The organism is Microbacterium xanthum, from assembly GCF_034531355.1.
GTDB classification, from domain to species: domain Bacteria; phylum Actinomycetota; class Actinomycetes; order Actinomycetales; family Microbacteriaceae; genus Microbacterium; species Microbacterium xanthum.
This window is the reverse complement of record NZ_JAWHUE010000001.1, coordinates 853,658-879,973: the sequence shown is the minus strand read 5'-3', so window position 1 is coordinate 879,973 and position 26,316 is coordinate 853,658. Positions and strand designations below refer to the sequence as shown.

26 protein-coding genes and 3 tRNA genes are annotated in these 26,316 nt (G+C 67.5%); 15 read left to right on the top strand and 14 right to left on the bottom strand.

The annotated features are described in order from the left end of the window. Window positions 1–69 precede the first annotated feature (69 nt). The 7 genes from recF to RZO50_RS04190 all read left to right on the top strand — a co-directional run bounded on the left by recF (window position 70) and on the right by RZO50_RS04190 (window position 7,221). On the top strand, window positions 70–1,239 hold the full coding sequence (recF, locus tag RZO50_RS04220; RefSeq protein ID WP_322598430.1) for a DNA replication/repair protein RecF: 1,170 nt from the start codon (window positions 70–72) through the stop codon (window positions 1,237–1,239). Beyond that, complete coding sequence (locus tag RZO50_RS04215) at window positions 1,232–1,726, top strand: DciA family protein (protein WP_322598429.1); 495 nt, start codon at window positions 1,232–1,234, stop codon at window positions 1,724–1,726. The genes recF and RZO50_RS04215 overlap by 8 nt, the downstream gene beginning before the upstream one ends. A gap of 121 nt (window positions 1,727–1,847) precedes the next feature. After that, window positions 1,848–3,899: a DNA topoisomerase (ATP-hydrolyzing) subunit B gene (gyrB, locus tag RZO50_RS04210; protein WP_322598428.1), complete on the top strand. Its 2,052-nt coding sequence runs from the start codon at window positions 1,848–1,850 to the stop codon at window positions 3,897–3,899. A gap of 127 nt (window positions 3,900–4,026) precedes the next feature. Then, the gene (gyrA, locus tag RZO50_RS04205) at window positions 4,027–6,579 is read left to right on the top strand and encodes a DNA gyrase subunit A (protein ID WP_322598427.1); all 2,553 of its coding nucleotides are present in this window, start codon (window positions 4,027–4,029) and stop codon (window positions 6,577–6,579) included. Further along, window positions 6,576–6,980 carry a DUF3566 domain-containing protein gene (locus RZO50_RS04200; protein WP_322598426.1) on the top strand — a complete coding sequence of 135 codons (405 nt, stop codon included), beginning with the start codon at window positions 6,576–6,578 and terminating at the stop codon, window positions 6,978–6,980. Before gyrA ends, RZO50_RS04200 begins: the two co-directional genes overlap by 4 nt. A gap of 81 nt (window positions 6,981–7,061) precedes the next feature. Continuing rightward, window positions 7,062–7,135, top strand: a tRNA-Ile gene (locus RZO50_RS04195). A gap of 13 nt (window positions 7,136–7,148) precedes the next feature. Continuing rightward, a tRNA-Ala gene (locus RZO50_RS04190) sits at window positions 7,149–7,221 on the top strand. Window positions 7,222–7,316: 95 nt separating this feature from the next. On the opposite strand, the gene RZO50_RS04185 is transcribed toward RZO50_RS04190, so the two are convergent. Further along, window positions 7,317–8,162, bottom strand: a complete 846-nt coding sequence (locus RZO50_RS04185; RefSeq protein WP_322598425.1) for a class I SAM-dependent methyltransferase — start codon at window positions 8,160–8,162, stop codon at window positions 7,317–7,319. Between the two features lie 74 nt (window positions 8,163–8,236). Here RZO50_RS04185 and RZO50_RS04180 point away from each other — a divergent pair, with 74 nt between their 5' ends. Next, complete coding sequence (locus tag RZO50_RS04180; protein WP_322598424.1) at window positions 8,237–8,662, top strand: NUDIX hydrolase; 426 nt, start codon at window positions 8,237–8,239, stop codon at window positions 8,660–8,662. Here RZO50_RS04180 and RZO50_RS04175 read toward each other — a convergent pair whose 3' ends face one another. Both RZO50_RS04175 and RZO50_RS04170 read right to left on the bottom strand, forming a co-directional pair. Then, complete coding sequence (locus RZO50_RS04175; protein ID WP_322598423.1) at window positions 8,663–9,151, bottom strand: aminoacyl-tRNA deacylase; 489 nt, start codon at window positions 9,149–9,151, stop codon at window positions 8,663–8,665. It abuts the gene before it with no gap. Further along, entirely contained in the window at window positions 9,148–9,732 is a 585-nt protein-coding gene (locus RZO50_RS04170) for a DNA helicase (protein ID WP_322598422.1), read from the bottom strand. Before RZO50_RS04170 ends, RZO50_RS04175 begins: the two co-directional genes overlap by 4 nt. Window positions 9,733–9,830: 98 nt before the next feature. On the opposite strand from RZO50_RS04170, the gene RZO50_RS04165 reads away from it, so the two are divergent. Both RZO50_RS04165 and RZO50_RS04160 read left to right on the top strand, forming a co-directional pair. Beyond that, window positions 9,831–10,388, top strand: a complete 558-nt coding sequence (locus RZO50_RS04165; RefSeq protein WP_322598421.1) for a peptidylprolyl isomerase — start codon at window positions 9,831–9,833, stop codon at window positions 10,386–10,388. Window positions 10,389–10,409: 21 nt separating this feature from the next. After that, window positions 10,410–11,297, top strand: a complete 888-nt coding sequence (locus RZO50_RS04160; protein ID WP_322598420.1) for a rhomboid family intramembrane serine protease — start codon at window positions 10,410–10,412, stop codon at window positions 11,295–11,297. A 122-nt stretch (window positions 11,298–11,419) separates the two neighbouring features. On the opposite strand, the gene RZO50_RS04155 is transcribed toward RZO50_RS04160, so the two are convergent. Further along, on the bottom strand, window positions 11,420–11,659 hold the full coding sequence (locus RZO50_RS04155) for a cell division protein CrgA (RefSeq protein ID WP_322598419.1): 240 nt from the start codon (window positions 11,657–11,659) through the stop codon (window positions 11,420–11,422). A 53-nt stretch (window positions 11,660–11,712) separates the two neighbouring features. On the opposite strand from RZO50_RS04155, the gene RZO50_RS04150 reads away from it, so the two are divergent. The 3 genes from RZO50_RS04150 to RZO50_RS04140 are packed head-to-tail and all read left to right on the top strand — an operon-like array spanning window position 11,713 to window position 13,318. Beyond that, the gene (locus RZO50_RS04150) at window positions 11,713–12,528 is read left to right on the top strand and encodes a class E sortase (protein ID WP_322598418.1); all 816 of its coding nucleotides are present in this window, start codon (window positions 11,713–11,715) and stop codon (window positions 12,526–12,528) included. Then, on the top strand, window positions 12,528–12,683 hold the full coding sequence (locus RZO50_RS04145; protein ID WP_322598417.1) for a hypothetical protein: 156 nt from the start codon (window positions 12,528–12,530) through the stop codon (window positions 12,681–12,683). The genes RZO50_RS04150 and RZO50_RS04145 overlap by 1 nt, the downstream gene beginning before the upstream one ends. Beyond that, the gene (locus RZO50_RS04140; RefSeq protein ID WP_322598416.1) at window positions 12,680–13,318 is read left to right on the top strand and encodes an anthranilate synthase component II; all 639 of its coding nucleotides are present in this window, start codon (window positions 12,680–12,682) and stop codon (window positions 13,316–13,318) included. The genes RZO50_RS04145 and RZO50_RS04140 overlap by 4 nt, the downstream gene beginning before the upstream one ends. A 6-nt stretch (window positions 13,319–13,324) precedes the next feature. Here RZO50_RS04140 and pknB read toward each other — a convergent pair whose 3' ends face one another. From pknB to RZO50_RS04105, 7 genes are all read right to left on the bottom strand, one after another. Then, window positions 13,325–15,022, bottom strand: a complete 1,698-nt coding sequence (pknB, locus tag RZO50_RS04135) for a Stk1 family PASTA domain-containing Ser/Thr kinase (RefSeq protein WP_322598415.1) — start codon at window positions 15,020–15,022, stop codon at window positions 13,325–13,327. A gap of 75 nt (window positions 15,023–15,097) precedes the next feature. After that, window positions 15,098–16,819: a serine/threonine-protein kinase gene (locus tag RZO50_RS04130; RefSeq protein ID WP_322598414.1), complete on the bottom strand. Its 1,722-nt coding sequence runs from the start codon at window positions 16,817–16,819 to the stop codon at window positions 15,098–15,100. Continuing rightward, the gene (locus RZO50_RS04125; RefSeq protein WP_322598413.1) at window positions 16,816–18,273 is read right to left on the bottom strand and encodes a peptidoglycan D,D-transpeptidase FtsI family protein; all 1,458 of its coding nucleotides are present in this window, start codon (window positions 18,271–18,273) and stop codon (window positions 16,816–16,818) included. Before RZO50_RS04125 ends, RZO50_RS04130 begins: the two co-directional genes overlap by 4 nt. Continuing rightward, the gene (locus RZO50_RS04120) at window positions 18,270–19,661 is read right to left on the bottom strand and encodes an FtsW/RodA/SpoVE family cell cycle protein (RefSeq protein WP_322598412.1); all 1,392 of its coding nucleotides are present in this window, start codon (window positions 19,659–19,661) and stop codon (window positions 18,270–18,272) included. The genes RZO50_RS04125 and RZO50_RS04120 overlap by 4 nt, the downstream gene beginning before the upstream one ends. Next, on the bottom strand, window positions 19,658–20,899 hold the full coding sequence (locus RZO50_RS04115; RefSeq protein WP_322598411.1) for a PP2C family protein-serine/threonine phosphatase: 1,242 nt from the start codon (window positions 20,897–20,899) through the stop codon (window positions 19,658–19,660). The genes RZO50_RS04120 and RZO50_RS04115 overlap by 4 nt, the downstream gene beginning before the upstream one ends. An 18-nt stretch (window positions 20,900–20,917) precedes the next feature. Beyond that, window positions 20,918–21,442, bottom strand: coding sequence for an FHA domain-containing protein FhaB/FipA (locus RZO50_RS04110; RefSeq protein WP_322598410.1), 525 nt, complete (start codon window positions 21,440–21,442; stop codon window positions 20,918–20,920). Then, entirely contained in the window at window positions 21,439–22,173 is a 735-nt protein-coding gene (locus tag RZO50_RS04105) for a DUF3662 and FHA domain-containing protein (protein WP_322598409.1), read from the bottom strand. The genes RZO50_RS04110 and RZO50_RS04105 overlap by 4 nt, the downstream gene beginning before the upstream one ends. A 159-nt stretch (window positions 22,174–22,332) precedes the next feature. Here RZO50_RS04105 and RZO50_RS04100 point away from each other — a divergent pair. Further along, window positions 22,333–22,416, top strand: a tRNA-Leu gene (locus RZO50_RS04100). Between the two features lie 132 nt (window positions 22,417–22,548). Here the strand turns inward: RZO50_RS04100 and RZO50_RS04095 are convergent. Together RZO50_RS04095 and RZO50_RS04090 are read right to left on the bottom strand one after the other, a co-directional pair. Continuing rightward, on the bottom strand, window positions 22,549–23,037 hold the full coding sequence (locus RZO50_RS04095; RefSeq protein ID WP_322598408.1) for a GNAT family N-acetyltransferase: 489 nt from the start codon (window positions 23,035–23,037) through the stop codon (window positions 22,549–22,551). An 87-nt stretch (window positions 23,038–23,124) separates the two neighbouring features. Continuing rightward, window positions 23,125–23,763 carry a GntR family transcriptional regulator gene (locus RZO50_RS04090; RefSeq protein ID WP_322598407.1) on the bottom strand — a complete coding sequence of 213 codons (639 nt, stop codon included), beginning with the start codon at window positions 23,761–23,763 and terminating at the stop codon, window positions 23,125–23,127. Window positions 23,764–23,919: 156 nt separating this feature from the next. Here RZO50_RS04090 and RZO50_RS04085 point away from each other — a divergent pair, with 156 nt between their 5' ends. Beyond that, window positions 23,920–24,126 (top strand): cold-shock protein, encoded by a 207-nt coding sequence (locus tag RZO50_RS04085; RefSeq protein ID WP_071044236.1) that lies wholly within the window; start codon window positions 23,920–23,922, stop codon window positions 24,124–24,126. A 68-nt stretch (window positions 24,127–24,194) separates the two neighbouring features. On the opposite strand, the gene RZO50_RS04080 is transcribed toward RZO50_RS04085, so the two are convergent. Continuing rightward, window positions 24,195–26,270: a bifunctional lysylphosphatidylglycerol flippase/synthetase MprF gene (locus tag RZO50_RS04080; protein WP_322598406.1), complete on the bottom strand. Its 2,076-nt coding sequence runs from the start codon at window positions 26,268–26,270 to the stop codon at window positions 24,195–24,197. Window positions 26,271–26,316 lie beyond the last annotated feature (46 nt).

Sequence of the window (26,316 nt, the reverse complement as noted above, 5' to 3'; positions counted from 1 at the left end):
TCGGCGCGCTGACGCGGATCGGAGGGGAGCTCATCGGGTGACGTCCGAGGCGATCATTAGGCTGTTCCGGTGATCGTGGAGCAGCTCTCACTCGTCGACTTCCGCAACTATGCGGCCGCCGACGTGTCTCTGCGACCCGGTCCGAATGTCTTCGTCGGTCGAAACGGGCAAGGGAAGACCAATCTCGCCGAGGCGATCGCCTATTTCGCAACCCTCGGCTCGCACCGGGTGTCGCAAGACGCGCCGATGGTGCGCGAGGGCAAGGATGCGGCCTTCATCCGCACCCGTCTCGCGCACGGCGAGCGGCGGGTCAGCCTCGAGCTCCAAGTGAACAAGCAGGGCTCGAACAAGGCTCGTGTGAACGGTTCGCCCGTCAAGACGGCCGAGCTTCCCCGTTACGCGCAGGTCGTGCTCTTCGCCCCCGAGGACCTCCAGATCGTGCGGGGGGATCCGTCCGCCCGTCGTCGATTCGCCGATCAGCTGCTGACTCAGCGCTCACCGCGGATGGCCTCGGTGCTGCAGGACTACGACCGCGCCCTCAAACAGCGCAACGCGCTGTTGAAGTCGGCGCGCGCCCGCGGCGTGAAGGGCGACGGGTTGTCGACCCTCGATGTCTGGGACGACAAGCTCGTCACGCTGGGCTCCCAGGTGATCGAGGCGAGGCTCCGACTGGCCGACGATCTGTCCCAGCCCCTGGCCGACGCCTACACCGCGATCGCCGGCGCCGACCATGAGCCGCGTCTGCATTGGGCGATGTCGGTCGCCGGGGGAGACCCCGAAGAAGAGGAGTCCTCCGGCGACGACCAGGCCTCCGCCACTCCGATCCAGGATCAGTTCCGCGCCGCGCTGGGTGCGCGCCGCGTCTCCGAGCTCGATCGGGGCGTGACCTTGGTGGGCCCGCACCGGGACGACCTGGTGCTGAAGGTGCGTGGACTTCCCGTGAAGGGCTACGCCTCCCACGGCGAGTCCTGGTCGGTCGCGCTCTCGCTGCGCCTGGCATCCGCCGAACTCCTCCGCGCCGATTCTCTCCTCGGTGACCCCGTTCTGATCCTCGACGACGTGTTCGCCGAATTGGACGCCGATCGTCGGGTGCGCCTGGCAGAGGTCGCGCGGGGGTATGAGCAGGTCGTCGTCACCGCCGCCGTCGAGCAGGACGTCCCGCCGCCGCTTCGCACGCAGGTCGTGCGCGTCGAGAACGGTCGCATCCTCTCCGACGCACCGGAGGCGCATGATGGATGACATCTCTTCCGAGCAGGTGCCCGAGACGGTCGCGACGTATCTGCGGCTGCGAGGTCTTAAGCCCTCGGCGAAGTCGTGGCGGCGCCGTCGCCGGGTGCGGGACGACGACGAGAACCAGCCGTTCACCGCCGGGCGGGATCCGCGCGGCGTCGGAGACGTGCTGACCGAGCTGACCCGGCAGGCCGGGTGGGAGGGCCAGCTCGCACGGGAAGACGTGGTGCGGACATGGGCGGAGGTCGCCGGAGCCGATACCGCCGAACGGACGCGGCCGGTGTCTTTTCACGAGGGGACGCTGACGATTCAGGCCGATTCGACCGCCTGGGCCAAGCAGCTCCAGCTCATGCGCTCGCAGATCCTCACCGAGATCGTCCGGCGCTATCCGGAAGCCGGCGTCGTAGCGGTCCGGTTCATCGGCCCCGACGTCCCCTCATGGAAATGGGGCACCAGAGCCGTTCCAGGGCGCGGCCCTCGCGATACCTACGGATAATCCACGTCTCGCAGTATCTGCGATGATTTCATCGCGCCACAGGGCCTCAGAACCCGTCTGGCGGGGCCGGAGTTGATAGGGTGGGACGGATCCGGCCGACAGATGTGGAGCGCCTTCACCCATGACGTCCCAGAACCCCGATAGCGTTCCCGAGGACGCGGCGGAGAACGCCGCACCCACCCCCAGCGGGAAGCCCGCCGAGTACGGGGCCGACGCCATCCAGGTGCTCGAAGGCCTGGAAGCGGTGCGCAAGCGCCCGGGTATGTACATCGGCTCGACGGGGGAGCGCGGTCTGCACCACCTCGTGTACGAGATCGTCGACAACTCGGTCGATGAAGCTCTCGCCGGCTACTGCGACACCATTCAGGTGACGATCCTCGAAGACGGCGCGGTCCGTGTCATCGACAACGGCCGGGGGATCCCGGTCGACATGCACCGCACCGAGGGGAAGTCCACGGTCGAGGTCGTGCTCACGGTCCTCCACGCGGGCGGCAAGTTCGGTGGCGGCGGTTACGCCGTGTCAGGTGGACTCCACGGCGTCGGATCGTCGGTCGTGAATGCGCTGTCGTATCGCCTCGAGGTCGAGGTCCATCGCCAGGGATCCGTGTGGCGCCAGTCCTACCGTGACGGCGGCCAACCGCTGGCTCCCCTGGCGAAGGGCGAGGACAGCGAGCTGACCGGTACGACCATCACCTTCTGGCCGGATCCGGAGATCTTCGACACGGTCGAGTTCGACTACGACACCCTCCGGACGCGTTTCCAGCAGATGGCGTTCCTGAACAAGGGGCTGCGTATCGACCTGCGGGATGAGCGGCCGCAGGCCTACGTCGAAGACGTCGAGCCGAGTAACGGCACCGAGACCCCGGATGCGCGCCACGACAGCTTCCTGTACGAGCGCGGTCTCGTCGACTACGTCGAGTACCTCAACAAGGTCCGCCACGCGGAGGTCGTCAACGACGAGATCATCGAGGTCGAGTCCGAGGACACCGAGCGCAGCATCGCCATGGAGATGGCGATGCAGTGGACCACGAGCTACACCGAGAACGTCTTCACCTTCGCCAACACGATCAACACGCACGAGGGCGGCACCCACGAAGAGGGGTTCCGCTCGGCGTTGACCGCATTGGTCAACCGCTACGCGCGCGCACAGAACCTGTTGAAGGAGAAGGACGACAACCTCACCGGCGAAGACATCCGCGAGGGGCTGACGGCAGTCATCTCGGTGAAGCTGTCCGAGCCGCAGTTCGAGGGTCAGACCAAGACCAAGCTCGGCAACACCGAGGCCCGCGCGTTCGTGCAGAAGGTCGTCGGAGATCAGCTCGGCGACTGGTTCGACCGCAACCCTCAGCAGGCCAAGAACATCATCCGCAAGGCCATCGACGCCGCCAGCGCACGGATGGCTGCGCGCAAGGCGCGCGAGACCGCCCGGCGCAAGAGCGTGTTCGAGTCGGCGGCGATGCCTGACAAGCTCAAGGACTGCACCAGCAAGGACCCCTCGATCAGCGAGATCTTCCTCGTCGAGGGCGACTCGGCAGGTGGTTCGGCCGTGCAGGGACGCGACCCGCACACGCAGGCCATCCTCGCGCTGCGGGGGAAGATCCTCAACGTCGAGCGCGCGCGTTTGGACAAAGCGCTGTCGAACAAGGAGGTCCAGGCGATGATCCAGGCCTTCGGGTCGGGCATCGGCGAGGACTTCGACATCGCCAAGGCGCGATACCACAAGATCGTGCTGATGGCCGATGCCGACGTCGACGGTCAGCACATCACGACGCTGCTGCTCACCCTCCTCTTCCGCTACATGCGCGGACTCATCGAGGCCGGCTTCGTCTACCTCGCACAGCCTCCGCTGTACCGCCTGAAGTGGTCGAACTCGCCCCACGAGTACGTCTTCAGCGACCGGGAGCGCGACGCACTGCTGGCCGACGGTCTGGCCAGCGGCAAGCGCATCCCCAAAGACAGCGGCGTGCAGCGCTACAAGGGTCTCGGCGAGATGAACGCCAAGGAACTGTGGGAGACGACGATGGATGTCACCACCCGCACGCTCAAGCAGGTGACGATCGACGACGCGGCCGCGGCCGATGAGATCTTCTCCGTGCTCATGGGGGAGGACGTCGAGTCGCGCCGCGGGTTCATCCAGCGCAACGCGAAGGACGTCCGCTTCCTCGATATCTGAACACCAGGTCGTGGGCGTTTCGTCTCGCTTCACCCGCTCAACGACCCAGCCCTCGCGACGGCTCCGGCCCGGAGCGTGAGCGAAGCGCGAAGCGACGAGACGGAACGCACGGACACGGAGACACCACATGGCTGACGAAGAACGCCCCACTCCCGAGCACGATCACGGCAAGATCGACCAGGTCGACCTGCAGCTGGAGATGCAGCGCAGCTACCTCGACTATGCGATGGCGGTCATCGTCGGGCGTGCGCTTCCGGACGTGCGCGACGGCCTGAAGCCGGTGCACCGCCGTGTGATCTACGGCATGTACGACGGTGGTTTCCGGCCCGACAAGTCGTTCTCCAAGTGCGCCCGCGTCGTCGGCGAGGTCATGGGGCAGTACCACCCGCACGGTGACACGGCGATCTACGACGCCCTGGTCCGACTCGTGCAGCCCTGGTCGATGCGGTACCCGCTCGCACAGGGCCAGGGCAACTTCGGTTCCCCCGGCAACATGGGCGCCGCGGCACCTCGGTACACCGAGACGAAGATGGCGACGATCGCCCTCGAGATGGTCCGTGACATCGAAGAGGAGACCGTCGACTTCCAGGACAACTACGACGGTCAGACCCAGGAACCGGCCGTCCTGCCCTCGCGCTTCCCGAATCTCCTCGTCAACGGGTCTGTCGGCATCGCCGTCGGCATGGCCACCAACATCCCGCCGCACAACCTCCGCGAAGTCGCCAACGGCGCGCTGTGGGCGTTGGACAATCCGGATGCGCCGCGTGAAGAGCTGCTCGAAGCGCTCATCGAGCGCATCCCCGGCCCGGACTTCCCCACCGGGGCGCAGATCCTCGGGACGCGGGGCATCCGCGAGGCGTACCGCACCGGTCGTGGTTCGATCACGATGCGCGCGGTCGTGGCCATCGAGGAGATCCAGGGCCGCACGTGCCTGGTCATCACCGAGCTGCCCTACCAGGTGAACCCCGACAACCTGGCCGTGAAGATCGGCGACCTGGCACGCGACGGGAAGATCACCGGGATCGCCGACATCCGCGACGAGACCAGTGACCGGACCGGTCAGCGACTCGTAATCGTGCTCAAGCGCGACGCGGTCGCGAAGGTCGTGCTGAACAACCTCTACAAGCACACGCAGCTGCAGGAGAACTTCGGCGCGAACATGCTCGCGATCGTCGACGGTGTGCCGCGCACGCTCGCTCTCGACGGGTTCATCAGCCACTGGATCGACCACCAGATCAACGTGATCGTGCGCCGCACCCGCTTCCGCCTGCGCAAGGCCGAGGAGCGCATGCACATCCTGCGCGGGTACCTCAAAGCGCTCGATGCGCTCGATGAGGTCATCGCGCTGATCCGACGCTCGGCGACCGTCGACGATGCGCGCGACGGCCTGAAGTCCCTGCTGGAGATCGACGACATCCAGGCCGATGCGATCCTCGCGATGCAGCTGCGCCGACTGGCCGCGATGGAACGTCAGAAGATCATCGACGAGGCCACCGAGCTCGAGGCGCAGATCCGCGACTACCAGGACATCCTCGCCGACCCGAGCCGTCAGCGGGGAATCGTCCGCGACGAGCTCGGCGTCATCGTGGACAAGTTCGGCGATGACCGACGCACCCACATCCTGCCCGGTTTCGACGGCGACATGTCGGTGGAAGATCTCATCCCCGAAGAGGAGATGGTGGTCACCGTCACGCGCGCCGGCTACATCAAACGCACCCGAAGCGACAATTACCGTTCGCAGCACCGGGGCGGTCGGGGCGTGCGCGGCGCGCAGCTGCGCGCCGACGACGTCGTCGAGCACTTCTTCGTCACCACCACCCACCACTGGCTGCTGTTCTTCACCAACAAGGGACGGGTCTACCGGGCCAAAGCGTACGAGGTGCCGGAGGGCGGCCGGGATGCCAAGGGTCAGCACGTGGCGAACCTGCTCGCGCTGCAGCCCGATGAGGAGATCGCGCAGATCCGCGACATCCGCGACTACAACGTCGCCGACTACCTCGTGCTGGCCACGCGCAGCGGCCTGGTGAAGAAGACACGCCTGACCGATTACGACACGAACCGGCAGGGCGGGGTCATCGCGATCCGACTTCGCGAGGAGGATGAGCTGGTCAGCGCCCTGCTCATCGATGAGGGCGAAGACATCCTGCTCATCAGCCGCAATGGGATGTCGCTCCGCTTCACGGCCACCGACGAGGCGCTCCGACCCATGGGGCGGGCGACCGAGGGCGTGAAGGGCATGACCTTCCGCGACCGCGACAGTCTGCTGTCGGCCTCCGTCGCCAAGGATGACGAGTTCGTCTTCGTCGTCACCGACGGCGGGTACGCCAAGCGCACCGAGGTGGCGCAGTACCGCACCCAGAGTCGCGGTGGCCTCGGCATCAAGGTCGCGAAACTACACGATGACCGGGGGGTTCTGGCGGGCGGTCTGCTGGTGCACAGCGACGATGAGGTCTTGGTGGTCCTTGCCAGCGGCAAGGTGGTACGCTCTGCCGTGGCCGAGGTCCCTGCCAAGGGTCGCGACACCATGGGTGTGGTCTTCGCTCGTCTGGGAGACGACGACAAGATCCTCGCGATCGCTCGCAACATCGAGCGGAAGATGGCCGAAGAAGCCGCCGAGGAAGAGAACCCGTCTGAAGCCTCGGGCGATTCCCAGTCGACTGAGAAGAGTATGGACGCATGAGCACGGTAGCCGACAAGCTCGCGAAGAAATCCAGTTCCAAGGCGAACGCCAAGCAGGTACGCCTGCGCCTGGTGTACGTGGACTTCTGGTCCGCGGTGAAGCTGTCCTTCCTCGCCGCGGTCGCGGTCGCCATCGCGACGGTGGTCTCGTACCTCCTCGTCTATGCGATCGTTTCCACGACGGGGATCATCAGCCAGGTCGACGAGTTCTTCACGAGCTTCTCGGACGGCGGGATCTCCATCACGGCCTTCGTCGGGTTCCCGCAGGTGCTGGCCTTCTCCTCCGTGGTGGCGATCTTGAACCTCGTGGTGATCACGGTGATGGGCGCGGTCATCGCCGGCGTCTACAACCTCGCGGTGAAGGTGACCGGCGGGTTGCTGGTCGGGTTCACCTCGAACTGACGACGGCTCTCCCGATTTCGTGATTGCCGCGGACATCGGGTAAAGTCTTGGAGGTTGACGGCTCCGGCCGATCCTCCACACGGGGCTATAGCTCAGGCGGTTAGAGCGCTTCACTGATAATGAAGAGGTCCCAGGTTCAAGTCCTGGTAGCCCCACTCACACAGCCCCGGGGCCTTAGCTCAGTTGGTAGAGCGCCTGCTTTGCAAGCAGGATGTCAGGAGTTCGAATCTCCTAGGCTCCACAGTTCGAAGCCCCGGTCCCGGCCGGGGCTTCTTCGTCTACCGCCTCGCCGTCTTCCTCGAGAGCGATGCGACTCCGGCGTCGCCGCCCGCAGCGTCAGTCTCGCCGAGCGACGATCGTGAAGGTGCAGGGGATGAGGTCTCGCTCCGCTTCGGGCCACGCGAAGCCGTGGGGCACGTCGACCATGCGCGAGCTGAACTTCCACGGAATCGTCGTGCCCTCGTCGAAGTGAAGAATCCGCAAACCAGCCCGGAGGATCGCGCCGAAGACCTCGGATAGCGCGTGCGGCCACTCGTACGTGCGGGTGTTCGCGAGTGTGCCCTCACCGGAGTAGCTCGACTCCTCATCCCACTGCAGCGCGCGTCCGTCTCCGAAATAGGCGTACCGCGTCGTGAGCGTCTCGGAGTTCTCATCGAGCGAGAAGAGCGCGGGGTGCCCGTCGCGAATGTAGAACGTGCCGCCAGGTCGCAGAAGTTGGACGATCTGGTTCGCCCAACGATCCAGGTCGTGCAACCATCCGATCGTGCCGATACTGGTGTACACCACGTCGAAGTCACCCGATACGGCTGAACGGGCATCCAGCACGTCGGATTCGATCCAGGTTGCATCCACGCCGGACCTCTCCGCCAAGGCGCTCGCGGCGCGAAGTGCCGGCCTCGAGAAGTCGACACCGGTGACCCGGGCGCCGGCGCGCGCGAGCGATACCGTGTCCGTCCCGATGTGGCATTGGAGATGGCAGAGGTCGAGTCCGCGGAGACTCTGCGCGGGCAGAAACGGCAGGAGCGCAGCGAGGTCGTCCTCGACGACGTCGCTCAGGTGCTCCGGGTCGTCGAACGCGTGAAGCTCGTACCCCTCGACATGCATGGGCACGCGTTCGTCCCAGTTCCTGAGATTGGTCGCTCGCGCCGACGACCAGTCGACCTCGACCCTGTGCTCGTCCACGGGGCAACTCTAGCCAGCGCCTTCCGAAGCCGATAGCACGGATGAGCCGAGGACCAGCCGGATAGTCTTTCCGAATGGACATGCGGGTCGCAGCGTACGCGGTGATCCTGGACGATGAGCGCAGACTCCTGCTGGCTCACTGGACCGAAGGTCGGCGCGCCGCGTGGACGATGCCCGGCGGCGGGCTCGAGCCGGGGGAAGACCCCGAACGGGCGGCACGTCGTGAGGTGCGCGAAGAGACCGGATTCCGCGTCGAGATCGACGAGCTCCTGGGCATCCACTCGCGGGTCATCCCCGAGGGTCGGCGTCTGGCGGATGATCCCGTCGGTTCGCTGCACGCCCTGCGCATCGTCTACCGTGCGCATATCACCGGTGGTCGCCTGCGGAACGAGATCGACGGCTCCACGGACCGCGCCGACTGGTTTCCCTTGGCAGAGGTGAAGCGCCTGCAGCGGGTCAAGCTCGTCGACATCGCGTTGCGGATGTCAGGTCATCTGTGATCAGGCGCCATCAAGGGGCTTCGTGATGTCGGCGACCGTGGCGCCATAGGCCTCGATCAGCGCGTCGGCGTCGACGAACATGCTGTAGCCGTGCGCGCCGGCACCCATCGCGATCCGCTCACCGGCGATCGTCCGGTCGGCGAAGACGGGGAGATCGGTCTCGCTGCCGACCGGCACGATCGTGCCACGCTCGTACCCGGTCGCGGCCCGTGCCTGGTCCGGCGGCGCGAGCTGCAGGCGGTTCACGCCGACCGATGCGCGGAGCTTCGGCCAAGAGATCGCTCGGTCGCCGGGCACCAGGGCGAACAGGAAGGTGTCGTCCGAGCGCTTGACCACCAAGGTCTTCACGATGCTGCGGGGCGGGATGCCGAGCAGCGCCGCGGCCTCGGGGAGGCTGTGCGCCGCGGGTCGCTCCTGGAAAGACACGTCGAGCCCGCGCGCCTGGGCGGCGTCACGGGCTCGACGAAGCGATGGGTTCGCGTCGATCACGCGTCGGGCGCGCGAAGCGGGTCGTCCGCCACCCAGAGCTCGTCGTCGGCGCGAAGCGTCTGCCACGCGGCGTAGAGCACGCCCGCGGCGGCCACCACACCGAGGACGATCGCGATCACGCCGCCGGCGCCGATGCCCTTGGGCTTCGGCTCCAGAGCAGCGAGCTTCTTGGCGAGCTTCTTCTGCACGTCCTTGCCGTACTTGTCAGCCTTCTTGGCGTACTTCTTCGAATCCAGCTCGCCGAAGCCCTTGCCGGCCTTCAGCCGGTCACGGGTGTCGTTCGCGGCATCCCACACCGAGAGCGCGGAGCCCACGAGGGCGCCGGTCGCGGGGACGACCCGGTCGCTCAGGACGTTCTTGGAGTACGCGACGCTCTTGTCCACATACGGCGCGGCGTACTTGCCGTAGGCCTGGTGCACCTGAGGAACGATCTGCTCGCGGTTGTAGTTGCCGAGCTGACGACCGGCTTCGCGGGCCATACCCGCGGCCTCGTCAACCAGCACCTGCTGCGAATCCCACAGCTTGTTCGCCTGCTGCTGGAGCTTGCGGAGTTCCTTCTTGCGCTTGCGGCTCAGGCTCACGGGGCCCTCCCTAAATCCGGGACTGTCGGTTCGTCCCCATCTTGCCAGACGTCTCCCGCAGAGGGAGGGGTTGCACGCAACTCTGCGAGAATATACACATGCCTCAGCACACCGCCGTCGCCACCTTGCACACCAACCACGGCGACATCGTCGTCAATCTCTTCGGGGATCACGCGCCCCGCACCGTGAAGAACTTCACGGGTCTCGCTGACGGGTCGGGGTCGTGGACTCACCCCCAGACCGGTGAGCCCGGTGAAGGACCCCTCTATAAGGACGTGGTCTTCCACCGCATCATCCCGGGCTTCATGATCCAGGGCGGCGACCCGCTCGGTCAGGGCGTCGGCGGACCCGGCTACACCTTCGATGACGAGATCAACGGCGAGCTCACCTTCAACGAGCCGTACAAGCTCGCCATGGCCAATGCGGGCCTGCGCCGCAACGCCATCACCGGCAAGCCCGAGGGCACGAACGGCTCGCAGTTCTTCATCACCACCGACCCCACCCCGTGGCTGCAGGGGAAGCACTCCATCTTCGGCGAGGTCGCGGACGATGACTCGAAGAAGGTCGTCGACGCCATCAGCAAGGTGCCCACCGCCGCGGGCGACCGTCCGATCGAGCCCGTCGTGCTCGAGTCGGTCGACATCGTCGCGGTCTGACACCTCGGCGTCAGACACCCCATGACCTCGGCCGACTTCCAACGGAACACCGACAACTACTGCTACCGGCACCCGGATCGCCAGAGCTTCGTGCTCTGTCAGCGCTGCCTTCGGACGATCTGTCCGGAATGCCAGACGCAGGGGGCCGTCGGCGTGATCTGTCCGGAGTGCATGGCCGAGCAACGCAAGAACCGCACCCCCGCGCAACGCAAGGCGGAGCGGCGCTGGTCCCGACCCCGGGCGGTCGCCACGTACGGCGGCCGTCCGGTGGTCACCTACGCGATCATCGCGGTGACCGCGTTCACCTACCTGCTGTCGCTGATCCCGGGGTTCGGTGACATCGTCCAGAACGCGCTGTTGTTCTGGGCACCCACCATCTATCCGGCCTTCCCGAGCAGCCTGGTGCCCTTCCAGCCCTGGACCATCCTCACGGTGGCTCTGGTGCACGCGAGCTTCTGGCACATCGGCCTGAACATGCTCGCCCTCTGGCTCATCGGCCGCAGCCTCGAGCCTCTCCTCGGGCGATGGCGCTTCCTCGCCCTGTACGTCTTGAGCGTGCTGGGAGGTTCTGTCGCGGTGGCGCTGCTGTCGTTCACGACACCGGTGGTCGGGGCCTCCGGTGCGATCTTCGGACTGTTCGGGGCACTCCTGGTGATCGGACGACACCTGGGTGCGAACGTCACCGGGATCGCGATCATCCTGGGGCTGAACCTCGTGATCGGATTCCTCCCCGGTTTCAACGTGTCGTGGCAAGCCCACGTGGGCGGACTCGTCGTGGGCGCCCTTGTCGGGTTCATCTTCGCCGCGACGCGATCGCCGCGTCGTCGCGGGCTCCAGATCCTGCTTCTGGTCGCCGTGGCGGCCGGGCTGCTCGCGTTGCTGCTGGTTCCGCCGCTGCTGTACTTCTGAGGGAAGTTATCCACAGGTTCTTCCACAGGTGGGGAGAAATCACACGCGTGTAATTCCCGACAGGCGGACAACGAAAAACACCGCCCCATCTGGGACGGTGTCATTCGATGCGGATGCGCGTGTCAGCGCCACCGGGTGGTCATGAGGAATCCCACGAACGCGATGCCGAAGCCGATCACGAGATTCCACGCTCCGATGCCCGGGATCGGGAACTGGGTGGCGCTGAGATAGAACACCAGCACCCAGACGAGGCCGAGCAGCATGAGCCCGAGCATGATCGGCTTGAACCACACCGGGTTCGGTGCCGGTTCGCCCTCGGGGCGGTCCGCCATCGCGTCGTCTTCTCGTCCGGGTCGAGCCATGCCGACAGTCTACTGCCAGGCGTGCCACAGCTCGTGGTCATTAGACTCGCCGTGTGGGCGATCAGACCAGTGCCGAACAGCAAGCGGCCCCTGCGCTGCGCGACCGCTCTTCGCGCCGTAAGCCCGCGCGACCCCGGCGCCGCGCTTCTGTCACCGGCGTCATCGGCGAGCTCCTGATCACGGCAGGCGTCGTCGCGATGCTCTACGTCGCCTGGCAGCTGTGGATCGGCGACTTCATCTACGGTGCGCAGCGAAACGCGGAGGGGCTGGAGATCTCCGAGCAGTGGGCCCAGCAGGCACCGCCGGTGATCCCCGAACCGACCGAGAGTGACACGTCGGAGGAGACCGCGGGCGACATCGAGCCGCCCGTCCTGGCCGAACCCGCCGACACCGAGGTCTTCGGCGTGATGCGGGTGCCGCGCTTCGGCGAGGACTACGCCGTACCGATGGCGGGCGGCGTCACCCGCGCAGGCACCCTCGATCCCATCGGGATCGGACACTACCCGGGGTCGCCGATGCCCGGAGAGACCGGCAACTTCGCCGTCGCCGCTCACCGCACCACCTACGGAAAGCCGTTCAACCAGATCGCCGACCTCCAGGTGGGTGATGCGATCGTCGTCGAGGTGGAGGAGGGGTGGTACACCTACCGCTTCCGCACCCTCGAGTACGTCACGCCGAGCGAGGTCGATGTCCTGGCCGCCGTGCCGCAGAAGCCCGAAATCGAGGCGGACGGCAAGTACATCACGATGACCAGCTGCAGCCCGATGTACTCGCTCGCCGAGCGCATCGTCGCCTACGGTGTGTTCGAGTCGTTCACCCCCCGGGACGCGGGCATGCCCGAGGCCCTCACCGAAGGAGTTTCCGCCTGATGTATGCCGGTCTGTGGAGGATCCTGCCCGGCCCCTGGTGGGTTCGGCTCTTCCTGGTCCTCATCCTGCTCGCCGCGGCGCTCTACGGGCTGTTCTTCTACGCGTTCCCGTGGATCAGCGAGTACGTCAATCCGCAGGAAGTCACCGTCGAGTGAACCCCGACGGGCGAATCCTCGTCGTCGACAACCACGACAGCTTCGTCCACACCCTCATCGGCTACCTCCACGAGCTGGGTGCGACAACCGAGATCGTCGAGTCGGACGACCTGAGGCCGGATCGCATTCCGGATGCGCTCCGCGCGGCACGCGCGACGATGATCTCGCCCGGCCCGGGTGTTCCGGCTGACGCGGGTGCGTCCGTGGAGGTCGTCCGGGTCGCGGCGACGCTCGGACACCCTCTCCTCGGCGTGTGTCTGGGGCACCAGGCGATCGCCGAAGCGTTCGGTGCCCGGGTCGACCACGCGCCCGAGCTCATGCACGGGATGACCTCCGCCGTCCACCGGACGACCCACCCCTCGCCGCTCTACGAGGGACTGGCCGAGCCGTTCACCGCGGGGCGGTACCACTCCCTCGCCGTCGTGGCCGACACCGTACCCTCCGACCTCCTCGTGACGAGCGTGACCGCCACCGGGACGATCATGGGACTGCGTCACCGGCACCATGCGATCGAGGGGGTGCAGTTCCACCCGGAGAGTGTCCTCACCGAGGGCGGGTACCGACTGCTCGCGAACTGGCTCGCCGATGTCGGGCTCGATGGTGCTGTCGATCGCAGCGTCGGCCTGAGGCCCTGACGCAGGTCAGGACGTGCCGGAGCAGTACGTGAGGGTGATCTCCGAGTGCACCGGAACCTCACCGGGCGCCAGCGACTGTGTCTGCACGATCGGCGGCGCGGAAGCCGCGCACGACTGATCCTCCTGGGTCAGCACCGACAGCCCGACGTCCTCGAACTCGCGGGTGGCGGCCTCGACGGTGTATCCGGTCACATCGTTGATCACGACCCGGCCGCTGGCGACGGTGAGATTCACCGTCGTTCCCACCGGCACCTCGGCGCCCGCGGCCTGATCCGCCGAGATCACGATCCCCTCGGACAGGTCGGGGTCGTTGGTGCGATTGATGGTGCCCAGCGCGAGGTCCGCATCCTCCAGCGCCTGCGTCGCCGCGTCCTGACCCAGACCCTCGAGCACCGGCACCTCCGCGAGCTCCTGACCGGTGGAGACGAAGACGTCGACCTCTTGCCCGGGATTGACCGAGGTGTCGGCCACCGGCTCCGTGCGGATGACGTTCCCCTCGGCGACGTCGGCACTCGTCTCCGACTTCTCCACAGCCACCAGGTCGAGAGTCGCGAGAGCCTCCTCGGCGCGTTCGAACGTCATCCCGCTGACATCGGGGACGACCCGCGCGGTGGAGGGGGCATCGGTTGTCGGCCGCACCGACAGCGCCCAGAACAGTACCGAGATCAGCAGCACCGCGATGATCGCCACGCCTGCCCAGATCCAGGCGATCGGCGGCCCCGGCTGGGTCCGCTTCATGGTCGTGTCGGTGCTCAGCTGCCGCAGTGACCGCGCCGTCTCTGCCGCCTGACGCGGGTTCGGGCCGTACAGCTCGCTCGTGAGGGCGCCGACCTGACGCTTCGACGGCGACTTCCCGTCGACCGTCGCGTCGAGCGCCTCACGGAAACCCGCCGCATCCTGGTAGCGCTGGTAGGGATCCTTCGCCAGGGCACGCAACGCGATCGCGTCGAGTGCGCGCGGCACCGACTCGTTGATCTCGCTGGGAGGGACGGGCGTCTCGCTGACGTGCTGGTACGCGATCGCGACCGGGGTCTCTCCGCGGAAGGGCTGCTTGCCGCACAGCAGTTCGTAGAGCACCACGCCGGTGGAGTACAGATCGGCGCGCGCATCGACCGGGTCGCCCTTGGCCTGTTCGGGCGAGAAGTACGCCGCCGTGCCGAGGATCTGCGTCGTCTCGGCCACCGTGGACGACGAGTCCGACACCGCACGCGCGATCCCGAAGTCCATGACCTTGATCTGACCGGCGTCGGTGACCATCACGTTGCCGGGCTTGATGTCGCGGTGCACGACGCCGGCGCGGTGGCTGTACTCGAGCGCTTCGAGGATGCCGTCGATGTAGCGGACGGTGTCCTCGACGGGCACGGGCCCCTCGGCGATCACATCCTTCAGCAGGTGCCCTTTGACGAGCTCCATCACGATGAAGGGAACCGCGCGGGTGGACCCATCGGGGTTGCGCTCGGTGTCCTCACCTGCGTCGTAGACGCGCACAATGGCCGGATGAGACATGCGTGAAGCCGCCTGCGCCTCGAGGCGGAACCGCGTCCGGAAGGAGTTGTCGTCGGCCAGCTCGCGGTCGAGGATCTTGATGGCGACGTCGCGGCCGAGCGTGAGGTCGTAACCGCGGTAGACGGTCGCCATGCCGCCACGTCCGATGATCTCGTCGACGCGATAGCGTCCCGAAAGCACGCGTGGTTCAGCGGTCACGTTCTCTCCCCCGGGTGTTGCCTCCCCAGCCTAGTCGACCTCGGTCCCCGCGAACGGATCGAGGCCGACGAGGCATCACGGGGTGGGTGAGGTCGTGGGCGCGGGCTCGATCGTGGCGGTGGCCTCACCCGACTCGGGAGACTGCCGCTGCCCGGCCTCGCCCCCGCTGCAGGTGACGGTGTAGGTCACGATGACGGTGCCGCTGCCGTTGTTCGGCACGGTGATCTGCGCGTTGCGGTCACTCTGCCCGAACGACGAGGTCGACTGGCCGTTCGCGAAGGTGCCGTTGGTCGCCGCGAGGTTGTAGGCGCTCGGGGATCCCTCGCCGGCGGGGCAGCTGTACCCCTCCCACGTCACCGTGAGGGTGCCCCCCGGTGCCACCGTCTGTGCATCGAGCGACGGGGTCGTGGGCGTGGGCATCTCCACCTGCTCGCCGTAGGCGGTGAGGGTGATCGTGGTGCCGGTCTCGACGCGACCGGTCGGATTCACCTCGTAGACGATGCCGACCTGCTCGGCGGTTCCCGCTGCGTTGCCGGTCTGGCAGTCGGCGACCAGGTCGTTCTCCTCGAGGATCCCGCGCGCGGCGTCGCAGGTCTGTCCCGTCAGCCCGAGCGCGCTCACGTCCACACGCTCCTCGGTCGGCGTCGGCGTGGGCGTCGTCGGGGTCGGCGTGGGGGTCGCCGAGGTCGTGGTCTCGCTCGGCTCGGGCTCCGGCTGGGAGTTGCCGAACAGCGCCCACAGCGTTCCGCCGAGGACGAGCGCGAGGAGGATGATCAAAGCGATCAGCGGCCAGGTCCAGCGACTGCGCTTCTTCTGCGCCGGCTCTTCCTCGCCGTCGGCGAGGGGCGCTGCGGCGGTGTCGGTGGGAAGCAGCTGGGTGGCGGCGGCGGTGGCGCCCCCGGCCGTGAGCAGCTGGGTGACGTCGTCGCCGACCTCGCCCGCCGCGATCGCCGGCACGGCAGAAGCCGCCGCCGCCAGGTCGCCCCGGCGCAGCGCGGTCGCGGCTCGGGCGACCGTCGCCGCCGACCCCGGGCGCTCTTCGGGCTTCTTGGCGATCATGGCCGTGACGAAGTTCTGCACAGGCTGTGCGACCGTCGCCGGGAGCGGGGGAGCCTGCTCGTTGATCTGGGCCATCGCGATGGCGACCTGCGACTCGCCCGTGAAGGGCCTTTTGCCGGCGAGTGACTCGTACGCGACGATCCCGAGCGAGTAGATGTCGGTCGCGGGCGAGGCCGGGTGCCCGGACGCCTGCTCCGGTGACAGGTATTGAACGGTCCCCATGACCTGACCGGTCGCCGTCAACGGCACCTGGTCGGCGATGCGAGCGATGCCGAAGTCGGTGATCTTGACGCGACCGTCCGGGGTGATCAGCAGGTTCCCGGGCTTGATGTCGCGGTGGACGAGCCCTGCGGCGTGCGCCGCCTGAAGGGCCGCGGAGGTCTGCGCGACGATGTCGAGGGTCTTGTCGGTGGAAAGCGACGTCTCGCGCTCGAGGATCGTCGACAGCGCCTCACCTGGCACGAGCTCCATGACGAGGAAGGCGCTGCCGTTCTCCTCGCCGTAGTCGAACACGCTCGCGATGCCCTCGTGATTGACGAGGGCGGCGTGGCGCGCCTCCGCACGGAACCGCTCGAGGAACCCGGGGTCCCCCATGTATTCGTCTTTGAGGATCTTGATCGCGACGGTACGGCCGATGACGTGGTCGGTGGCCTCCCACACTTCGCCCATACCGCCGACGGCGATACGCGAATCCAGTTCATAGCGCCCACCGAAGGTCGCACCTTGCGTCGGTCTCATTGTCCCAGCACCGCCTCCATGACCTTCTTCGCGATAGGCGCGGCGATCGTGTCGCCGCTCCCGGATTGCCCCTGACCGCCACCGTCCTCCACGACGACCGCTACAGCGACCTCGGGATTCTCGGCGGGGGCGAAGCCAGTGAACCAGAGCGTATACGGGTCATCCGTCCCGTTCTCTGCGGTGCCGGTCTTACCGGCCACATCCACTCCGTCTATTCTTGCACCGCCTGCGACGCCGTTTTCGACGTTGTCGACCATCATCGCCACGAGCTCGTCGGCGAGATCGGATTCCAGGGCTCGGCCGAACTCGGTGTCTTCGAACGTCTGCTGCACCGACAGGTCCGGCCCGATGACACGGTCGACCATGCGCGGGTTCATCACGATTCCCTCGTTGGCGATGCCGGCCGAGACCATCGCCATCTGCAGCGGGGTCGCCGTCACCTGCCCCTGCCCGAACCCGGTGAGCGCGGTCTGCGCGTCGTCGAGGCCGCGCGGGTAGCTCGACGCGGTCGAGACGAGCGGGGTCTCGAACGACATGTTGAAGCCGTACTTCTCGGCCTCCTCGAGGATGGCCTGATCGCCGAGTTCGACCGCGAGTTCGGCGAAGGGGATGTTGCAGCTCAGGCGCAGCGCATCGGCGATCGTGACGGTGTCGCCCGATCCGCACGTGCCGCCGGTGGCGTTGCGGATGACGCTCGACGAACCCGGCAACGTATAGGTCCCCGGGTTGGGCAGTTCGGACTCGGGTGTCCAGTCGCCGCTCGCGAGCGCGGCCGACACGGTGACGAGCTTGAACGTCGATCCGGGCGGGTTCAGATCGCCCGCGATGGCGCGATTCGACAGCGGCTTCGCGGGATCCGACTCCAGCTGGCTGTAGATGTCGACCACCTCGGAGGTGTTGTGGGATGCCAGGGCGTTGGGGTCGTAGTCGGGGCTGGTGACCATCGCCAGGATGCGCCCGGTCTCGGGCTCGATCGCGATGACCGCGCCCGTCAGATCGCCCAGGGCGTCGTAGGCCGCCTGCTGCACCGTCGCATCCAACGACAGCACCACGTTCGATCCGGCCGCCGGCTGGCCGGTGATGATGCGCTCGATACGGGAGAGGAACTGCGTGCTGCCGGTTCCGCTCAGCTGCGCATTCATGGCCTGTTCGATGCCGGTCGCCGATCCGAGCGCAGGATTGATGTAGCCCGTCACCGGCGCCCACAGCTCGCCGTTCGGGTAGACCCGCTGCCAGCTGTAGACGTCATCCGAGGGAACCGACGAGGCGATCGCGGCGCCGCTGGCGATGATCGACCCCCGCTGCACCTCGTAGGAGTCGTAGAGGGCACGGGTGTTCGCGGGGTTCTCGGCCAGAGCGTCGGCGTGGATCACCTGGATGTAGCTGACCGAGGTGAACAGGGCGAGGAACATCGCCAGGAGCACGATGCTCAGGCGGCGCAGTTCGCGGGTCATCCGATCACCACCCGGGGCTTGTTGCGCACGGCGTCGGAGATCCGCAGCAGGAGGGCGACGATGAGCCAGTTGGCGACGAGGGAGGACCCGCCGGCGGCGAGGAAGGGTGTCGTCAGACCCGTCAGGGGGATCACCCGCGTCACCCCGCCCACCATGATGAACACCTGCAGGCCGATCGTGAAGGCCAGGCCGGTCGCGAGGAGCTTGCCGAAGTCGTCCTGCCCGGCGAGCCCGATGCGGATGCCGCGGCTGATGAACACCATGTAGAGGCACAGGATGGCGAAGACGCCGACCAGACCGAGCTCCTCGCCGAGGCTCGGCAGGATGTAGTCGCTCTCGGCGACCGGGGTCAGCTCGGGACGCCCCTGGCCGAGACCGGTGCCGATGAGGCCGCCTTGCGCGAGTCCGAAGATGCCTTGGACGAGCTGGTAGCTGGGTCCGTTGATGGTGTCGGGGTTGAACGCGTCGAGCCAGTTCGAGAAGCGCTCGCCGACGTACGGGAGCACGCGGGAGGCGAGGAAGGCGCCCAGGGCGGCGAGGGTCACCCCGATGAGGGCCCAGCTGGTCTTGCCGGTGGCCACGTACAGCATGGCGATGAACATGCCGAAGATGAGGATCCCGGTACCGAGGTCGCGCTGCATCACGATGATGCCGAGCGAGACGCCCCACACGACCAGCACCGGCCCCAGCTCCCGCGCACGGGGCCACGTGAGTCCGAGGAATCGCGTGCCGGTCGAGGTGAGCGATTCGCGCGTGCGGACCAGGTATCCCGCGAAGAAGATCGCCAGCGCGATCTTGGCGAGTTCACCCGGCTGGAACGACACGAACCCGAGCGAGACCCAGACATTCGCGTTGGCGTCGGTCCCCAGACCCGGGATGAACGGGAGTATCAGCAGCAGCAGACCCACGAATCCCGACACGTACGTGTAGCGGAACAGCACGCGGTAGTTCCGCAGGATCAGCACCAGGGCGATGGCTCCCGCCAGGGCGATCGCCGCCCACGCGAGCTGGCGTGTCGAGAAGGCATCCCACCCCTCGGCGCCCTTGGCGATGTCGATGCGGTAGATCTCGGCGAGCCCGAGCCCGGTGAGCAGGGTGGCGATCGGCACGACGAACGGGTCGGCCGACTGGGCGACGAATCGCAGCACGACGTGCAGGGCGAGCACGAGCACCGCGATCGCGGCGGTGTAGATCATGAAGGTCCAGTCGATCGCGCCGATGGCGCCGAGCTGGACGAGCGCGACCGCGGACCCGTTGATGAGGGTCGCGAACAGGATCAGGGCGAGTTCGCGATTGCGTCGTGTCTGCGGCACACGGATCTTGCGCAGCGCGCGCACGACGGCGGTGTCGGTCGACACCTGGTCGGTCGTGTCGAGGGGGGCGCTCATCCGTAAGCCTCCGCGGTGTCGCGCAGCCGGTCGACGATCACTTCGGCCGCGTCGAGGGAGGTGGCCGAGATGGTGCGCTCGACGGTGCTGCGGGTGAACGAGGGGAGGTCTTCCAGCGCGATGCCGGTGTCCTGGTACGGCGTCGACAGCGAGATCGGACCGATGTCCTGCTGGATGCCCCGGTAGATCACGACCGTGTCTTCGTCGGCGCCGATGAAATACCGGGTCTGGGTCCACTCGTACGCCAGGAAGCCCGCCGTCGCGAGCATCCCGATCACCAGCACGAGCCCCACGATCCAGCCGACTCTGCGACGACGTGCTCGACGCTTGTCCTCTTCGATGAGCTCTTCGAGGAAGTCGGCGTCGGGTTCGAAGTGCGTCGGCTCGTTCGCGGCCTGGCGGTTGGGGTGGAGCCAGCTCGAGCGGCCGGGACGGGCCGCGGGAACCTCGACACCCTCGGGATTGGATGCGGATCCGACGACGGTGGCGGTTCCGGTGAAGACCGGATGCGCGCCGCCGACATCCACCAGCACGATCGTGACGTTGTCGGGGGCGCCGCCGTCGAGGGCCTGCTTGAGCAGGGTGTCTGCCGTGCGTCCGGGTGCGTTCCCCGCGGCGAGGGCCTTCTGGGTGTGAGCGTCGTCGACGACTCCGGACAACCCGTCCGAACACAGCAGCCAGCGGTCGCCGGGCTTGGTCGGCATGATGAACGTGTCGATCTCGGGATCGGGGTCCATGTCGCCGAGCACCCGCATGAGAACCGAGCGACGCGGGTGGTACCGCGCCTCTTCGGGCGTGATGCGTCCCGAATCCACCAGCCGCTGCACGAAGGTGTGGTCGGTAGTGATCTGGGTCAGCGAGCCGTCGCGGTAGAGATAGATCCGCGAATCGCCGATGTGCGCGATCACCGCGAGGTCGTCGACCATCACCAGCGCGCTGACCGTGGTGCCCATGCCCGCCAGTTCGGGGCGTCGTCCGACGGTGTCGATCAGCTCCGTCGCGCTGTCGGCGATCGCGTCGCGAAGGGCGCGCTCGGCCACCGTCGGCGAGTCGAACGGATCGTCGTCGAGGTGCTCGAGGCGGTGGATCACGAGTGCCGACGCCACATCGCCCCCGGCATGGCCCCCCATGCCGTCGGCGACAACGAAGAGGTTGGATCCGGCATAGCCGGAATCCTGGTTGTTGGAGCGGACCTTCCCGGTGTGGGAGATCGCCGCGCTCGATCCTTGGAAGACCATCCGTGTCGACCTCGGGGTTTACTTCCGCAGCTCGAAGGTCGTTGCGCCGACCTTGATCGGGGCGCCGGTCTTGATCGGGACCGGCGCCGTGACCCGCGTGCCGTCGTGCCACGTCCCGTTCGTGGAATCCAGGTCCTGCAGCATCCACTGGTCGCCGCGCTGGACGAGGCGGGCGTGGTGGCTCGAGGTGTAGTCGTCGCGGATCACCAGGCCGGATTCGCTGGAACGTCCGATCGTGACGGTGTCGTCGCCGAGGGGGACTTCGAGCCCTGCCTTCGGACCGCTGGTGATGACGATGCGCGAGACGGAATCACGTGTCGCCATCCCCGACGAAGCGCCGCTCGAGCGGGCGACCGCGGCCGTGGGCGCATCGGGGGAGGAAGCGGGCGCCTTCGTCTGCGCGCCGGCAGCGGCCGGCTCTGGCATCTTCCGCACCTTCACTCCGAACAGGTCGGCGCGCAGCGAGTAGACGACCGCGAAGACGAAGAACCACATCAGCACGAGGAAGCCGATGCGCAGGAGCAGCAGGGTCAGTTCGCTCACGACAGTCCCTCGCGCTGGTCGAATACCCGGGTCGCGTCGCTGACGGGGCGCGGCGGGCGTGACGGCGCCGCGTGTGCGACGACACGGAACACGATATCGGTGCGCCCGATCGTGATGGTCGAATCCGGGGCCAGCGGCGCTTCGCCGACCTTGACCCCGTTCAGTTTGGTGCCGTTCGTGGAGCCGAGGTCGCGCACCATCGCGCGCTCGCCGTCCCACAGGATCTCCACGTGTTTGCGGCTGGTCCCGCTGTCGGAGATCGTGATGTCGGCATCGCTGCCGCGGCCGATCACCGTGCGCGACGCGGTCAGGGGGTGGCGCTTGCCCTCGACGTCGACCACCGCGCGCCACGACACCTGACCCTGCGCGGTCTCGGAATCCACGCGCAGGGTCCCCGTCGACACGGACGGGTCGCGACGGAGCTCGATCGTGACGGCGCCGGCGAAACTGTAGCCCTGCGCTCGCGCGTGCTTCTTGACCAGGCCGTCGAGCTCGTCGAGCAGCGCGGGCCCGATCGCGGCCATCTTCTCCTCATCGGAGGGAGCGAGGCGCACCGTGAAGGTGTTCGGTGCCAGGATGCGATCGCGGCTGACGACGGCGGCCTTCTTGTCGAGTTCGGAGCGCAGCGCCGACGCGATCTCGACAGGCTGAATTCCGCTGCGGAAGGTCTTCGCGAACGCGCTGTTCACAGCGCGTTCGAGTCCCTTCTCGAAGCTGTCCAGTAGTCCCACGGGGCTCCTCAGGCAGGCAGACGGTTCGCTACATGCTAATTGCATACGCTGAATCCGCCATGGTGATGACATCGTGTGGCGGGTCGCACGATGCATGAGCAGGCGGTGCGCCGTGTTATTCTCGGTAAGTTGAGTGCCCGGGCTCGGTCTGGGCGCCTCGCGCGAGTGGCGGAATAGGTAGACGCGCTGGCTTCAGGTGCCAGTGCCCGCAAGGGCGTGGGGGTTCAAGTCCCCCCTCGCGCACAGCGGAAAGCCCCCGGATCATCCGGGGGTTTTCGCGTTTCCGGGCATCCCGCCGCCCGCCCCTGAACCCGGTTCGGCGCGAACCGGCGCGCGATGCGTGGTCCCTCATGCCGAGTTGCCGAGGCGGCGCAGTCATTCGAGCACGGGAGCGAGGGTGAGGGTGATCTCCTCCACCTGGTGCCCGAGTGCGGGGGCGTTCGCGAGGGTGCGGGAGACCTCGGTGAACCCGGCTTTCGCGAGGACGGCGAGGGCTGCGGCGTTGGATGCGGCGGCCCGGGCGAACAGCGGTCGCTCCGGTTCGAGGGAGAGCAGGATGCGCACCGCTTCGCTGGCCACACCACGGCCCCACGCGTTCGCGGCGATCCAGAAGGTCATCTCGCGCTCGACGTCGACGGTGAACAGTGCCGCGGTGCCGGCGAAGCCGCCGTCTTCGGTGACGGCGTACAGGCGGACGAGCGGTGCCGCTCTCTCGCGCGCGATCCATGCATCGAAAGCGGCCCGATCATCCGGATCGGCCGCCGTGAAGGCTGCCATCTGCACCGCCTCGGGCGCTCGCATCATGTCGAAGACGGCGTCGAGATCGTCGTCGTCGAGGTCACGGAGTTCGACGTGTCCTGCCACGCCTCCCAACCTAGACCCCGAGAGCGACGGCGGGCCCGAACGGGGGGAGGGGATGCGAACGGAAGGAACCGGACTGATCAGGGCCGCTCAGTCCAGCCCGTAGACGGCGCGGACGGCGTGTTCGGCCGCCGCGTCATCGCGGTCCGCAAGGGCGTCGCGCACCGCTCGGTACTTCGCGGTGCGCACGTCGGGATCGGTGTCATACGGGCGCCACTGGCTCGTATAGCGGCGGATCGCCAACTGCGCCTCTTTCATCACCTGCAGGATCGTGCCGTTTCCGGCCGTGAACATCAGGTGGGCGAACAACTCGGAAGAGGCCGTCACGATGGCGGTGTAGTCGTCGGCGGCCGATGCCGTCACGACGGCTTCGGCGAGGTCGACCGCCCGAGCGATGTCAACATCCGTTCCGCGGCGCAGGGCGAAGCGCGCCGCGTTGGAGGCGGACAGCACGAGGAACTCGCGGACGTCTTCGCGGCTCTTCTGCGACGGGATCGACACGCGCGTGTACCGATTCGGCGCCACCTCGACCAGCCCGATCCGCTCGAGTCGTTGCAGTGCTTCGCGCACGGGTGTGCGGGAAACGCCGAGCCGGCGGGCGAGCTCATGGTCACGCAATCTCTCACCGGGAGCGAGCGATCCGTCGATGATCGCTTCACCGAGGCGCGTGTAGACCTCGTCCCCGAGGACGGTTCCGCGGGGATCGAAGGGTCGGAGCGACTCGGACATGTCGCCGTCAGTGTAGGGCGGCCGCCTTCGAGGACGCTGATTTGGCAACGTTTTCGTCACTGTCTGAAACGGGGGGTGTGCTGACGGGGCACCACCAGTAGCGTGGACGGTGATTCGCGCCGAACGTGCGCGGACGCCCAGCAAGAACGGCAAGTAATGAGCACGCAGGGTACGGTCAAGTGGTTCAACGCGGAGAAGGGCTTCGGCTTCATCGCTCCGGATGAAGGCGGCGCAGACGTCTTCGCGCACTACACCGCGATCGAGTCCAAGGGATACCGCTCCCTCGAAGAGAACCAGCGGGTCGAGTTCGAGATCGCCCAGGGCCCCAAGGGCCTGCAGGCGGAGGCCATCCGGCCCCTCTGAGTCTGTGTGACGCGCCGGTTCGGCGCAGAACACCGGCGTCGCCCGGTCCGGGTATCTCGGGCCGGGCGTCAGCCGTGGTCGCCGCGCACCAGTTCCATCCCCGCGCCCGCGAACTGCCGCAGCGTCGCGTCGGGCAGGAAGGCCTTGGTCAGACCGGCGGCGATGGCGGGAAGATCCCCCTCATCGCGGTACAGCAGGTACATCGTCTCGTAGCGCGGATTGAACTTCTGCTTGAAGCGGTGCAGGGATCGGAATCCGTACACGGGTTCGAGGGTCGCGGCCAGCCTGTCGGTGAGGTCGGCGATCAGGCCCGCGTCCGCCGGTTCCTCGTGGGCGAGGGGTGCCCCTGACAGCGACAGGATCTCGGCACCCTCCTCGGCGAAGTGCTTCGCGGAGGAGCCGATCAGGAACTCCATCACGGGTGGGAAGCCGCCCTCGCGACGCCGCATCAGGTCGAGGGTGTATCCGCGGACCACGCCGCCTCGCCCGTAGACCGGCAACCACGACAGGAAGCCGTCGACGTCCCCGCGGGGAGACAGGGCGAGTGCGAGCCTCACCTCCGGGTCGCGGGCCTCGGTGAGGGTGCCCAGCGTGAATCCCATCTCGGGCAGGCCCTTGTCGCCGACCCACATCTCCGAGATGGCTCGGATCTGCTGCTGCACACCCCACGGCTGGTCGGTATAGCGGGACATGACGAAGGTCATCTCCTCCCGACCCGCGCGATTCATCGAGGAGCGGACCGAGTTCCATGCCTTGCCCTTGAACTCCAGCCCGGGCAGGTCCACGATCGTGTCGTCGGCGACGACGAGGGAGCGCCAGCCGTCGGGCATGGCCGCGCGCGTGGCCTCGCCCGCGCTGAAGAAGCACGGCACGAGAGCGGCGCGCTCCGCTGCGTCGATGAACCCGCGGACGACGCCGGGTCGGAGCGGCTCCGGCCCAAGCGGATCGCCGAGCGCGATGGCGACTCCTCGACGACTCTGAAAGCCGACGACGCCACCGGCGATGTGCGCGTAGGACATGTCATCCCACGTGGTCATCCACGACAGGGTGCCGCCGCCGTCGGCGCGGATGATGTCTTTCACCTCATCGACCGTCGGCGGCGTCTCGGCGCCGAGACGCGTTCGGCGGCGCACCGCGAACGCGCCGCGCACCCAGAGGATGTAGACCAGCATGAGCAGCCACATGACGGCGCTGGCCATCGCCAGCTCGGTCTCGGCATCGATGAGGGACTCCAGGTCAGCCTCGCTGGAGACGCTGATGATCGTCAGCACGAGGGCGCCCGTCAGCACGTTGAGAGAGGCCAGGATGATGCTCACGACCCACGCCCAGCGTCGACCGCGGCGCATTCCGTTGGCCACCAGCAGGATGATCACGACGTCGACGGCCGCGTCGATGTAGCCGCCCGAAGCGGGCTCGGTCGGACCGAACATGCCGTCGGTCGGCACGAGGAGGACGATGACCTGGATCGCCCCGATGACCACCATGCCGAAGAACGCCAGGAAGCGCTGCTCGCGCACGCTGGAGCGCTGAATGGTCAGCGAACGATCCACGAACATGATCAACAGCACGGCGAGCAGGTGCTCGACATCGGCGATGTGGCCCCAGAACAGCAGGGCGAGGAACGACAGCGCGAGCAGCAGCAGCCACGCGCGGACACGCCACGGCGATGCGAACAGTCCCACCGCCGCGGCGATGCACGCCATGGTGCCGCCGGATGCGCCCACGTCCAGCGCGGCGGCCTGCGTCTGTGCCCACTCCCAGGGCGCCAGTGCGGCAAGCCACAGGACGAGGGCGGTGGCGAACACCGCGAACAGTTGCCCGATCCAGTAGTAGAGCAGCGCGACGCGCGTACCGCGGCGGAACTCCAGGTAGGCCATGCCGGCGAAGCTGGCGAGCGTGAAGATGTACACCCACGGCTGATTGACGAAGAAGGTGCCCGTGACCACCGTCCACCAGCGTCCTTCGGCGAAGGCGGGCAGACCGTAGGCGACCGCGTCGAACAGGTCGGTGTCTTCGAACGGCGACCACAGGCCGCCCCAGATCACGCCGACCGCCAGCAGCGCGGCCACGAAAGTCAGGGTTGCCGGGATGCGGCGCAGGAACACCCGGACCGGGTGGGGCGCTCGCGCGGGGGCCTCGCTCATGGCCCTCACCCTATCGACAGCCGAAGCCGTCGACCGGGAGGCCGGG